This window comes from Arthrobacter glycogeni (assembly GCF_054511155.1).
Map to the genome: position 1 here is coordinate 1 of NZ_JBTNDE010000013.1, position 12217 is coordinate 12217.

Here is a 12217-nt window from a genome sequence, read left to right on the forward strand (position 1 = left end):
CAGGCCGACCACCGCCGCCACAGCCACCCCGCCCATCAACACCGGCCGATCAGCTGCCGCTTCCCGATCAGCCGCCGGGGCGGTCCACACCGCGCCGACGCCCAACGGACCCCCCGGACCATACCCACCAGACGCCCCACCAGACGTCCCCGACGAACCGCCCGAAGCCCCCGCGGACGTGTTCGAGGACCCACCCGCGGACGCCCCCGTGGACGTACCCGCAGACGTATCTGCGGGCCCTCTACTGGAGCCGGAGTCCGGGCCGGATTCGGGAGGGTATCCCTTTCCGGTAGGAGAAGCTGTACTGCTTTTCATACCCCCATTCCATCATCGGGCACTGACAAAATAAGGTCCGCAGGAGGACATCCGGAAAAGAATTTTGAACTATTTTTCGCGGCCCGGTCACAGCCCACAGGGGGCGTGCACGAAACCCCACAACCCACCCGCTGAGGCGTTAGATCGGGCGACTCACCCGATCACCCACCAGACCTCACGGTTCTGCGAAAGGGAAGGGGTTGGCGTGACGGTCTAGATATGCTCGATACAGCTGAATCAGTAGAGGCCACAATCGGTCGCATCACAGACTCCACTGTTCAGCACGACGACGTTCAAGATACAGACCTGACTTTGAAAGCCAGGCACCGGGCCATGTGGGCGTTGGGCGACTATCCGGCATTGGCCGCCGAAATCATTCCCGACCTTGGCACCGTGCTCGTTGACGCCGCGTGGGTGCAGCCAGGAGACCGGGTCCTCGACGTTGCCGCCAGAACGGGCAATGCGCCAATTCGCGCTGCCCAGACATGAGCAGTTCTCAATCGCCGCACCCGAGGGAACGTTCGATCAGTTTGTTCGCTCGCTGGATCCCGGGGAGGAAACGTTCGACCGGGCGCTCACCGACCAATGCGTCTTGGTGATACCCGATGCGTCGTTGGAAACGCGACGGTTCCTCAAGGATCTCCCTGACTGCCAACATGGACGCGCTTGAGCCGAGCCTGCCAGTGTTTGAGGCCGCAATGGAGCAGCAAACGGATCGCTGCCGCGTTGACCTAGGTATTTCCCAAGGCGTGCAGTAGACACTCAAACAAGAGGAGTCGATGGTACCGAGACCGCCACCTGCGCCTCTGGATGCCGGGCATTGTAACGGCATACTGAACGGAGCCACCCGACGCCCCTAAAGACGGTGGCTCCGTTTGGGGGAGCCCCTGCGGTCTCAGCCCGGGCTCAGCCCCAGCCACGCCTGTTCTATTGTTGCCGAACCGGGCACAGTGCGCCCGTGAGCGCCGTCAACGGTCGCTTCTGGAAGCGACCCCGCTTCACCTCACCCGAGGCAGCTCGGCAATTCGGCTGTGCTACTGATAGCCGTGCTATCGGGACCTCGGGTGGAACCTCCGGCGAGTTCTGCGGCGGTCGCAAACCGTGAAGCCATCGCAATGCCAATCCCGGGCTCCGCCGCGAAGTCCCGCGCGTCACTCTGCAGCAATCCAGAGACACACCGGATCGGTGAAGAGCCCTCTGCGCAAGCATGAGAGCGTTCGAGCCGGGCCGACCTGCCCCGAACGGGATAGCTACCAATTCGGTGTCGGCGAGAGCGGTGATTTAGGTCATTCGTGACGCCGATGCTGTCAATACCCCGCGCGGATCTGCCACGTGGCTTCCCACAACCAATATGTGGCCCGTTCTCTCACGGCTGAACCGTCGCAAATTGGGCCAGATCCGCGCCATTCCGCTTTCGCAACGTCGACAGGCGTTGAAGTTGAGCGAAGGTGACTCAACTTCAATTTGACTCTCCATCAAGCCTGAGTACAGTTGAGTGAAGAACGCTCAAGCCTCGGTCGTCGACAGAAGATTCGGGGAATCCAGGGGCTGGGCGCTCCCCTCACTACGGGCTGTTGAAAGGAAATACGCATGTCACGTGCAGTAGGTATTGACCTCGGAACCACCAACTCAGTGGTTTCCGTACTCGAAGGTGGCGAGCCCACCGTTATCGCCAACGCTGAAGGCGCACGGACTACGCCCTCGATCGTTGCGTTCTCCAAGGGCGGCGAAGTACTGGTCGGCGAGATCGCCAAGCGCCAGGCCGTCAACAACATTGACCGCACCATCGCCTCCGTCAAGCGCCATATGGGCACCGACTGGAGCGTAAAGGTCGACGACAAAAACTACACGCCGCAGGAAATCTCTGCGCGTATCCTGCAGAAGCTGAAGACCGACGCCGAAAGCTACCTGGGCGAAAAGGTGACCGACGCCGTCGTCACCGTCCCCGCCTACTTCAACGACGCCGAGCGTCAGGCCACCAAGGAGGCCGGCGAGATTGCCGGCCTGAACGTGCTGCGCATTGTCAACGAGCCAACCGCTGCCGCACTGGCGTACGGCCTGGACAAGGGTAAGGAAGATGAGCTCATCCTCGTCTTCGACCTGGGCGGTGGCACTTTCGATGTGTCCCTCCTCGAGGTTGGTAAGGATGAAGACGACTTCTCCACCATTCAGGTGCGCTCCACCTCCGGTGATAACCGGCTCGGCGGCGACGACTGGGATCAGCGCGTCGTGGATTACCTGCTATCCCAGGCCAAGGCCAAGGGCGTTGACCTGTCCAAGGACAAGATCGCGCTGCAGCGTCTGAAGGAAGCGGCAGAGCAGGCCAAGAAGGAACTCTCCTCGGCGAGCTCCACCAACATCTCCCTGCAGTACCTCTCGGTGACGCCTGACGGCCCCGTCCACCTGGACGAGCACCTGTCACGCGCCAAATTCCAGGACCTCACCAAGGATCTGTTGGACCGCACCAAGAAGCCTTTCAATGACGTCATCGCAGAAGCCGGTATCAAGGTTGCCGACATTGACCACATCGTGCTCGTGGGCGGCTCAACCCGCATGCCGGCCGTCGTTGAACTGGTCAAGCAGCTGGCGGGCGGGAAGGAGCCCAACAAGGGCGTCAACCCCGATGAGGTAGTCGCCGTCGGCGCCGCACTCCAGGCCGGCGTGCTGAAGGGCGAGCGCAAGGACGTGCTGCTCATCGACGTCACCCCCCTGTCCCTCGGGATTGAGACCAAGGGCGGCATGATGACCAAGCTGATCGAGCGCAACACGGCCATTCCCACCAAGCGCAGCGAAACCTTCACCACCGCTGATGACAACCAGCCATCGGTAGCCATCCAGGTCTTCCAGGGCGAGCGCGAGTTCACCCGGGACAACAAGCCACTGGGTACCTTCGAGCTGACCGGTATCGCACCAGCGCCCCGCGGCGTGCCCCAGGTTGAGGTCACTTTCGACCTCGACGCCAACGGCATCGTCCACGTGTCCGCCAAGGACAAGGGCACCGGCGCCGAGCAGTCGATGACCATCACCGGCGGCACCGCGCTGTCGAAGGAAGACATCGACCGCATGGTCCGCGAAGCTGAAGAGCACGCGGCCGAGGACAAGGAACGGCGTGAAGCAGCCGACACCCGCAACGGTGCCGAGCAACTGGCCTATTCCGTCGACAAGCTGATCTCAGACAACTCGGACAAGCTGCCCGAGGACGTCAAAACCGAGGTTCAGGCCGACGTCGACGACCTCAAGAAGGCACTGGAAGCCAACCCCGAGGAAGCCGGATCGGTTGACGCGGTCAAGGCAGCGTTTGAGAAGCTTCAGACGTCGCAGTCCAAGCTCGGCGAAGCTATCTACGCAGCTGCCCAGCAGGACGCGGCGGCGCCCGGCGCCGACGCCCCTCAGGACGGGACGACGCCGGACGCCGGCCCGGCCTCGAACGACGAGGACATTGTCGACGCCGAGGTAGTCGACGAAGACGACACCACCGAAAAGAAGTAGTCATGCCGCACCACGGAAACGAAGAAGAGCACCAGTCTGAACCGGTCAACTTCCGTAACAACCGGAAAATTGATCCTGAGACAGGTAAGGTCCGTGGGCAGCACCAGGACGACGACGGCGCACAGGCTGGTCCCACTGACCAGCCCGTGACACCGGACTCCGTCCAGGATCCAGTTGATGAAGCCAACGTCGACGCCGGGGAGCAGCCTTCCGACGGCAGCGATGCACTGGCTCAGGCCGAGGCGATCCTCAACGGGATTGACGGTGAAGGGTTCACCCAGCCCGCCGCCGAATCGGCCTCCGCATTGGAAGCCGAGCTGCGCACGGACCTGCAACGCCTGTCGGCCGAGTACGTCAACTACCGGAAGCGGGTCGAACGTGACCGGGATGTCGCCCGGGATATGGCGGTAATCGGGGTCCTGAATTCCCTGATGCCCGTGCTCGACGACATCGACGCTGCCCGCCAGCATGGCGACCTGACCGACGGACCTTTCGCCGCGATCTCCACGAAACTGGAGAACGCGCTGAAGACCTACGGCTTGACCCGGATCGACGAGACCGGCGTGGAGTTCGACCCGAATATCCACGAAGCCTTGATCCAGCAGCCCAGCGCCGACGTGCAGTTCGACAGCGTCAACCAGATTCTGCGGGCAGGCTACAAGAAGGGCGACCGAGTCCTTCGCGCAGCCCAGGTTATCGTCGCAGTACCTGAGTGATCGCCGAAAGGTGACACTTGCAGCTGGGCGGGGGCCTTGTAAGGGCCTTTAATATTCCTAAGGCCGTCCGCGGCCGCAGGAATTTCGTTGGCCCGTCAAGGCTTCCGTCCCGCTGCGCAACCGACTTTACGAACACCGCACACCGAGAGACTAAGGGGACACCAATTGGCCAGTCAGGATTGGGTGGACAAGGATTTCTATAAGATCCTCGGTGTCCCCAAAGATGCTTCCGGCGCCGATATCAAGAAGTCGTACCGGAAGCTGGCACGCAAACATCACCCGGACCAGAACCAGGCAACCGGCGGCTCGGACAAGATGTTCAAGGACATCTCCGAGGCCTACTCGGTGCTATCCGATCCTGAGGACCGCCAGCAGTACGATGCCATCCGAGCCATGGGTGGCGGCGCACGCTTCACTGCTGGGGGAACCAGCGGAGGGCCTGGTGGCGCCGGCTTCGAGGATATTTTCGGCAACCTCTTCGGCCAAGGCTCTGGACGGCCCAGCCCTGGCCGCCAACGCGCCGGTAGCGGAGGAGCCAGCTACAACAACCTTCCCCCCGAGTTCGCGGACCTGTTCGGGCAGGGTGGTGGCGGCGGATTCGGCGGGTACCAGCCCACCCCGCGCAAGGGCGCCGACCGAACGGCAACCACCAACATCTCTTTCGCCGGTTCCATCAACGGCACCACCATCGGGTTGCGCGAGCCGTCCGGCGAGGTGATTGACGTCCGTGTCCCTGCTGGAATCAAGGATGGCCAGAAGGTTCGTGTTCGTGGCAAAGGGCAGGCTGGCGCGGCCGGAAACGGGGACCTGATGGTCAGCGTCAGCGTCAAATCGCACCCGTACTTCCAGCGCGACGGCGACAACATTCGCGTTCACGTCCCGGTGTCCTTCCCGGAGGCAGCGCTTGGAGCGCAAATCGATGTTCCGACGCTCACCGGAGACACAGTCAAGGTCAAAGTTCCGGCCGGAACGCCGTCTGGGCGCACCCTGCGCGTCAAGGGTCGTGGCGTTTCGACACCCAAGGTGTCGGGTGACCTGCTGGTGACCATCGACGTCGTCGTCCCCCAGAACCTCAACAAGGACGCCGAAGCGGCTGTCGAGGCGTTCGCCGCCGCGACATCGGACGCCGACCCGCGTGCCGGTCTCGCCGCCAAGGCGAAACTCTAAAGCCAAAACCGCTGCGAGAGGAGGTCACGATGCCCATTGATGCAACCTTGCCTATTTACGTGATCTCCGTCGCCGCGGAACTGGCCGACATGCACCCGCAAACCCTCCGCCAATACGACCGGCTAGGTCTGGTGACGCCCAGCAGGGCGCCCGGCCGTGCCCGGCGCTATTCGCAGCGGGACGTGACCACCCTTCGCGAGGTACAGCGGCTCTCGCAGGAGGGCGTGTCATTGGAAGGCATTCGTCGAATCCTGCAGCTCGAGAACCAGGTGGCAGCGCTGCAGCACCGGGTGCAGGAGCTCTCCGACGAGTTGGCGTCCCGCCGTCGTCAGCCCGACTCCAGCAGGGTCTTCGCTGCGGGGCTAGCGGGCGACGTCGTCACCCTCGCCCGCGGGAAGCGTCCCCGCCCCCGAAGTCAGGCGATGGTGGTGTGGCGGCCGTGATGCCGGTGCCGCGAGCTGGCGTACCGCTGGAAACCCGCGCGGTTACGGTGCAGACTGGGGGTATGCCTCAACAGTCCTCCGACGCCGGTGATTTCGGCGAAATGATCCAGCTGCTGCTCCTGATCGGCGGGGCGACGCTGGTGGTGATTGGCTTGGGCATGGCGTTTGCCACCTGGATGATTGTCCGGCGGCTGCGCCGGACCGGCGTCGTGCAGCGCAGCTTTTCGAATGGCGTGCTGACAGCTCGTTCGTACGCGGTCGACGACGGCGTCCGGCGGATCGCGCGGCTCCGCCTGGAGCTGCGGCGCTCGGGTCAGGCGACCCGGCGGGCCTTGGATGCCGCAGCGGGGAGCGGGGGGCCAATTGGTGAACTTCCCATCGTGGCTGAAGACCTTTTCCGGGCCGAGCGTGCGCTCGAGGATCAGCTGCGGATGGCCGAACGCGAACCCGACCGGCAGCTCAAACGTGACCTGGCTGGCCGGATCGGTGAGCAGGTCCAGTCGTACGGCACCTTGTCGGCTGACCTCCGCCGGTCCCTGATGCAGGCCGGCCAGCCCACGGGCGCCAACGAAATCCAGCGGGCCAGCACCCACCTGACGCGCGAGATCAATGTGCTGCAGGCGTGGAGCAAGTCCTACGGCACACGCGACCAGATCCAGTAGAGGCTGAGGGGACCACCATCATGTCAATTGGCCGCCGCATTTCCCGCGTCGTCCGCGCCAACCGCACGGCGGCGCAGGAGAAGCCCACCGACCCGATCCAGACAGTCGACGAAGCGCACCGCCAGCAACTCGATCTGGTGGACAAGGCGCGCCGCAGCGTCGCAGACCTGACCGCCAACCGTCACCGCCTCGAACTGCTCGCAGGAGAAGCACGCGCCGAACTCAATCAACTTGAGCGAGCCGCGTCCGACGCTGTCAATGCCGGCGACGACGACGCCGCCCGCGCTGCCCTGCGACGCAGCATGGCCGCCTCAAAGCGGCTCGAAACGTTCACCCGCCAGCGTGACGGGCTTGATGCGCAGGTGCGCCAGCTCGACTCGAACCTTCAACGGCTCGAAACCCGGGTAGAGGATAACGGCATCCGCTACCAGACGCTCAAGGCCCGCCACGGCGCGGCGCAGGCCGAACTCGGGATGCAGGATGCGCTCGCCGGATCCGGGCAGGCGGCTGCGGGCGCCGAAGCCGCGGCACGGCGGGCCGAGTTGGAAGCCCGCCGCATGCAGGCCCAGGCCGCGGCCCGTGACGAGCTGTCCTGGTCCGACCCCAACTCCAGCCGGGTCGAGGAAGCCTTCGAGGAGCTGGAGGCCAGCTCGGCGGCCGACCGGGAGCTGGAGCGGCTGAAGAACCGTCGCCCGAGCGACTAGTTCCCGTGTCACGGAGGGCCACACCGCTCGCGCGGCTGCGCCGTGGGTAGACTCGGCGACATGACAACAATCAGTGGCGGGCATTTCTTGGTAGTCGGAGCGACGGGGGTGCTCGGCGCTGCGATGGCGCGGCAGTTAGTTGCTGCTGGCGCGCAGGTTACCCTCTCTGGACGATCCACCGCAAAGCTTGGCAGCCTTGCCGAGGAGCTTGGGGCTTCCGCAGCCGGAACCATTGCGGCCGATCTCACCCATCCCGGAGCGCCAGCCGACATAGCTGAGGCGTGCGGGGAAATTGACGGCCTGGTCTATGCAGCCGGTGTGGTCGCATTTGGTCACGTGGCGGAGCTCGACGACGAAACGCTGGATGAGCTTCTTCTGGTGAACCTCATGGCTTACATCAGGCTGATCCGGGCGGTAGTGCCGCAGCTGCGACGGGATGCGGTGGTCGCCCAGATCAGCGCGGTCGTGGCCGAGAGCCCCACCGCTGGAATGGCCGCCTATTCCGCCAGCAAGGCCGCCCTGAGCGCATTCGGGAAAGCTCTGGCCCTTGAAACCCGGCGGCAGGGCATCCGGGTACTCGATGTCCGGCCGCCGCACACGGAGACCGGGCTGGTCGGCCGGGCAATTGCGGGGTCTGCCCCACGTCTGCCCCAGGGGAAGGATCCCGAAGCTGTTGCGGCCCGGATCCTGACAGCAATTGTCGACGGCGAGAAGGATCTGCCGGCATCGGCATTCAGCTAGCCATTCTTGGGACGACGACAGTCGGGCCCTACCGGAACCGTCGTCCCTGATCCCGCCGGTTGGCCCATAGTGCCAACGCGCCGAGCACCACGGTCCACGCGGTGATGGTCAGGAGTGACAGCGGTTCAATGACGTGACCGGTGAACACCTGAACCGAGATGTCCCGTGCGGCCCGGGACGGCAGGAACAACGAGAAAGTGTTGAGCCAACCCGGGAAGAGGAACGGCGGCAGCAACATTCCCCCGGCGAAGGCGAGCGGGAAGAAGACCACCTGCGTGACGGCAATCGCTACCTTCGATGTGCAGAGATACCCGATGAACAGGCCGAGGGCCAGAAATGGTAATCCGCAGAGCAGCCACACCCCGATCGAGACCGGAACCCGCCACCAGGACAGCGGGCCGCCCGTAAACGCGTCGGGTGCCGCGGTGAGCGTGGCGCCCAGAATCAGGACCGGAATCAGGGCGATGAAGGCAAACAGTATGGCGGTCAGTGCCCGGGCTATGGTCGCTGGGAGCGGTCCGGCCGGAAGTGTCCGAAGATAGCTGCTCCACGGGTTCGCCCGTTCTTCAGCGACGCCGATTCCATAGTTGAAGAGGAACGCGCTCATCACGCCGAACAGCGCCAGCTGCGCCACTGCGGTCAGGGACGCGATGGGATCCTCGATGGTGGTTGCCTGCGGAATGACGAAGAAAAGTAGTGCCAGGGCAGGAAAGATGGTCGACGAAATCACCGCCACCGGAATCCGGAGTTGCTCCAGGATCTGGGCTTTGGTGTGAGCCCGGATCAGGGTTATCTGCGAGGGTGCTCCGGCCCGTGGGCCTGACATCTCTGTCATGACTGCTCCTGACTGATAGTACGGGCGCCCTGCTGGTTCCCGGTCAGCGCCCTGAAGGCTTCCTCAAGGCTGGCTGTATGCACTTCGAGGGACCGGACATCGAGGTTTTCCAGCACGAGCGCCCTCACCGTGGCGTCCCCATCCGTGGTGGTGATGGTGACGCGGCCGTCGTCGTGCGTTGCCACGCCCACGGTGTCCGCCAAGCGTTTGAACGACGACGCCGGCAACCCGGTACGGAAGGAGACTTTGCTGAGCGCGACGTGACTGCGGATGTCGTCCACAGTGCCATCGGCGACTACCGCCCCCTTGTCGATCACGACCACTCGCCCGGCAAGTGCCTGGATTTCCTCGAGGTAGTGGCTGGTGATCAGCAGTGTCCCGCCGGACCGCTGGTAATCGCGCAGGAGCCGCCACAGACTTTCCCGGGCCTCGACGTCCAGCCCGGTGGTTGGCTCGTCGAGGATCACCAGCGCGGGGCGCCCCACCAGGGCAAGCGCAACCAGCAGGCGCCGCTGCTGTCCACCGGACAAACCACCGCACTGGTTGGCGGCCATCGTGGACAGGCCGAAGTTGTCCAGGAGTTCGGCGGTGGGTACCGGATCCGGATAGTGGGCGGCGACAAAGTCAACGGTCTCGCTGACCCTCAGGGTCTGGGGCACTGACGTGGCTTGCGGTGTCGATCCGAGGCTTAACCGGGATGCCGGGTCCCGCGGGTTACCTCCGAACAGGCGCACCTCGCCGGAATCGACCCGGCGGAGGCCGCAGAGCAGGCTGATCAGGGTGGACTTGCCGGCTCCGTTGGGCCCCAGTAGCCCTACGGCTTCGCCGGAGCGGATGTCGAGGCTGACGCCGTCCAGTGCCGTGATTCCGCCGAATCGTTTGACGACGTCCGACGCTGAAGCAAGGATAGGCGCGGCGGGGGGTGTGGTGGGGGCAGTCATGGCAGCTCCGGTCGACGGTCAGGACAGCCCCGCGAGGAGTTCCCGCAGAGCCTTTCGATAGTCTGCGAAGGCGGCCTTGCCCTTCGGGGTGATCGCCACGTAGGTGGCGGGCGTGCGGCCCTCGATGGTCTTGGTGACCTCCACATACCCGGCGTCCTCAAGCTTGCGCAGGTGGGTGGAAAGATTCCCGGCGGTCATATCCAGGATTTTGCGGAGCTTGGTGAACGCGATGCGATCCCGTTCCCCCACCTCGTTGAGGGTGGTGATGGCCCTCAACCGTGCCTCGGCGTGAATGATCGGGTCAAGATCAGGCATGGGTCTCCTGCCGTTGCTGACGGCGGCGTAAGGTTTCCACCAGGGCGGCAACAAAGAACCCACCGGACCCCAAAATGAAGAACACCGTGAGGTAGTGGGTTGACCCACTCAACAGCGCCACCATGTTAATCACCAGGAACCAGATGCCCATGATGGACTGCGTTTTGTCGTTGAAGGTGGTTCCGCCGGTGATGTAGAGGAGGCCCACGATCAGAATGGCGATGCTATTGATGAGCATCCCGCGCACCCAGAAGTCATCGACGACGTTGGCGATGATCCCGCTCAGCGTCCCCATGACGAGGAATCCCAGCGCCCAGGCGACCCCATACATCCCGCCAACAAACGAAGAGTGTCCCCGAATACCACGGCTGTAGCGGCCAGCAATGACAATAGTGATCACGACGGCGATCAGAACCGCTGCCCCGAGGACGCCAAGTGCCGGTCCATAGGCGAGGGGAAGCCACCCGAACCGCGCACCATGCAGGGTGCCGAAACCGAGCAGCCATGCAAGCCCCCACACCAGATACAGTAGGGCCTCATTGCCCCGGAGTTCACGGCGCGCAGTGGCTTGAGCACTATGCACCACGCGTAGGGCGTTGTGCAGATCGAGAGGCTGCTCGCCGTCGGTCGCAGGTGTAGTCATTGTGGTTCCCCATTTCCTACGTGTCGTTATGCAAACCAGTTTGTCGCGCAAACCAGTTTGCACACAAGGGGCTGTAGGAAATACGTGCCAGACTAATCGTCTGGCACGCTGCGGAGGGTGGCTATCGCGATCATCCCCGCGGTCAGTGCAAGCCCTGACGCAAAGAAGACCACCCCGGTCCAGCCGGCCCCGACAAAGAAGAAGCCTCCAACCCAGCCGATCAGACTGGACCCGGCGTAGTAAAAAAAGTTGTACAGGCTAGACGCCTGGGCGCGACCCACGTCGGCGAGCCTCGGCGTCCAGCCGGCGGCCACCGAATGGACCGTGAAGAATCCGCCGGTAAAGGTCACCAAGCCCACAACGATCAGGGGGAGGGAATCGGACAGGGTCATCAGCAGGCCCACCACGATGACCGGAATCCCCGCCAGCATGACCCGCAGCCGGCCAAAGCGGCCGGTGAGGGTTCCTGCCACCCTGGAAGTGACTGTCCCTGCAAGGTAGGCGAGGAACAGGAGGCTGATCACCGCTCCCGGGAGGCCGAACGGCGGCAGTTCAAGGCGGAAACCTAGATAGTTGTAGACCGCGACGAATCCACCCATCAGCAGGAAGCCCTGCGCATACAAACCGAGTTGGCGAGCCGACCGGAGGTTGTGGACAATTCGCTCCGACAGCCTGGGGTCAACGTCCCGGACCGCCGGAACAAATCCGCGCGGTGCGGGCGCGAGCCAGACAAACGCCACTGCCGCGAGCGCTGCCATCAGGCTCGCCACCAGGACGCCGGCCCGCCAATCGAACAGGTCCGCCACCGGCCCCGCGACCAGCCGACCAGACAGCCCCCCGATGGTTGTCCCCGCGACATAGGTCCCGGCAGCGACGGCGGCGTGCAGCCGCTGCACCTCCTCGTTAAGGTAGACCAGGGCGATGGCGGGGATTCCGCCCAGCGCCGCACCTTCCAGGAAGCGCAGCACCAGCATCAGCTCGAAGGTAGGAGCCAGTGGCACCAGCAGGCCGAAAACGACGGCGGCGCTGATCGCCCAGGTCATGGCGCGCTTTCGGCCAGCCCGGTCAGCCACCCAGGACCAGGGGATCACCGCCAGGGCCAGCCCGATCGTCGCAGCCGACACCGTCAGCGATGCGTCCGCCGCGGAGATCGCGAAGTCGTCGGTGATGCTCGTCAGGACGCTCTGCACGGCATAGAGCTGGGAGAAGGTCGCCACCCCAGCGAAGAACAAGGCCCAAAGCATCC

Annotated in this window: 13 protein-coding genes; 8 read left to right on the top strand and 5 right to left on the bottom strand. The window is 64.2% G+C overall.

Translation table 11 applies throughout. The annotated features are described in order from the left end of the window. Nucleotides 1-534 precede the first annotated feature (534 nt). From ACX80O_RS10160 to ACX80O_RS10195, 8 genes are all read left to right on the top strand, one after another. The gene (locus tag ACX80O_RS10160) at nt 535-804 is read left to right on the top strand and encodes a hypothetical protein (RefSeq protein ID WP_459308358.1); all 270 of its coding nucleotides are present in this window, start codon (nt 535-537) and stop codon (nt 802-804) included. Between the two features lie 1101 nt (nt 805-1905). Next, on the top strand, nt 1906-3804 hold the full coding sequence (dnaK, locus tag ACX80O_RS10165) for a molecular chaperone DnaK (RefSeq protein WP_459308357.1): 1899 nt from the start codon (nt 1906-1908) through the stop codon (nt 3802-3804). Nucleotides 3805-3806: 2 nt separating this feature from the next. Beyond that, complete coding sequence (locus ACX80O_RS10170) at nt 3807-4520, top strand: nucleotide exchange factor GrpE (protein WP_459333368.1); 714 nt, start codon at nt 3807-3809, stop codon at nt 4518-4520. A 165-nt stretch (nt 4521-4685) separates the two neighbouring features. Then, on the top strand, nt 4686-5687 hold the full coding sequence (locus tag ACX80O_RS10175; protein WP_459308354.1) for a DnaJ C-terminal domain-containing protein: 1002 nt from the start codon (nt 4686-4688) through the stop codon (nt 5685-5687). Nucleotides 5688-5716: 29 nt separating this feature from the next. Beyond that, nucleotides 5717-6130 carry a heat shock protein transcriptional repressor HspR gene (locus tag ACX80O_RS10180; RefSeq protein WP_459308353.1) on the top strand — a complete coding sequence of 138 codons (414 nt, stop codon included), beginning with the start codon at nt 5717-5719 and terminating at the stop codon, nt 6128-6130. 62 nt (nt 6131-6192) lie between these two features. Next, nucleotides 6193-6792, top strand: coding sequence for a hypothetical protein (locus ACX80O_RS10185; RefSeq protein ID WP_459333369.1), 600 nt, complete (start codon nt 6193-6195; stop codon nt 6790-6792). A 20-nt stretch (nt 6793-6812) separates the two neighbouring features. Beyond that, a complete protein-coding gene (locus ACX80O_RS10190; protein WP_459333370.1) occupies nt 6813-7496 on the top strand; it encodes a PspA/IM30 family protein in 684 nt (227 codons plus the stop codon). Between the two features lie 60 nt (nt 7497-7556). Continuing rightward, nucleotides 7557-8237 carry an SDR family NAD(P)-dependent oxidoreductase gene (locus ACX80O_RS10195; RefSeq protein WP_459333371.1) on the top strand — a complete coding sequence of 227 codons (681 nt, stop codon included), beginning with the start codon at nt 7557-7559 and terminating at the stop codon, nt 8235-8237. A gap of 28 nt (nt 8238-8265) precedes the next feature. Here ACX80O_RS10195 and ACX80O_RS10200 read toward each other — a convergent pair whose 3' ends face one another. From ACX80O_RS10200 to ACX80O_RS10220, 5 genes are all read right to left on the bottom strand, one after another. Continuing rightward, entirely contained in the window at nt 8266-9072 is an 807-nt protein-coding gene (locus ACX80O_RS10200; RefSeq protein WP_459333372.1) for an ABC transporter permease, read from the bottom strand. Continuing rightward, on the bottom strand, nt 9069-10013 hold the full coding sequence (locus tag ACX80O_RS10205) for an ABC transporter ATP-binding protein (RefSeq protein WP_459333373.1): 945 nt from the start codon (nt 10011-10013) through the stop codon (nt 9069-9071). The genes ACX80O_RS10200 and ACX80O_RS10205 overlap by 4 nt, the downstream gene beginning before the upstream one ends. 18 nt (nt 10014-10031) lie before the next feature. Next, nucleotides 10032-10328, bottom strand: a complete 297-nt coding sequence (locus ACX80O_RS10210; RefSeq protein WP_459333374.1) for a transcriptional regulator — start codon at nt 10326-10328, stop codon at nt 10032-10034. Continuing rightward, nucleotides 10321-10971, bottom strand: coding sequence for a hypothetical protein (locus ACX80O_RS10215; RefSeq protein ID WP_459308342.1), 651 nt, complete (start codon nt 10969-10971; stop codon nt 10321-10323). The genes ACX80O_RS10210 and ACX80O_RS10215 overlap by 8 nt, the downstream gene beginning before the upstream one ends. A 92-nt stretch (nt 10972-11063) precedes the next feature. Next, nucleotides 11064-12215 carry an MFS transporter gene (locus tag ACX80O_RS10220; RefSeq protein WP_459333437.1) on the bottom strand — a complete coding sequence of 384 codons (1152 nt, stop codon included), beginning with the start codon at nt 12213-12215 and terminating at the stop codon, nt 11064-11066. Nucleotides 12216-12217: the final 2 nt, after the last annotated feature.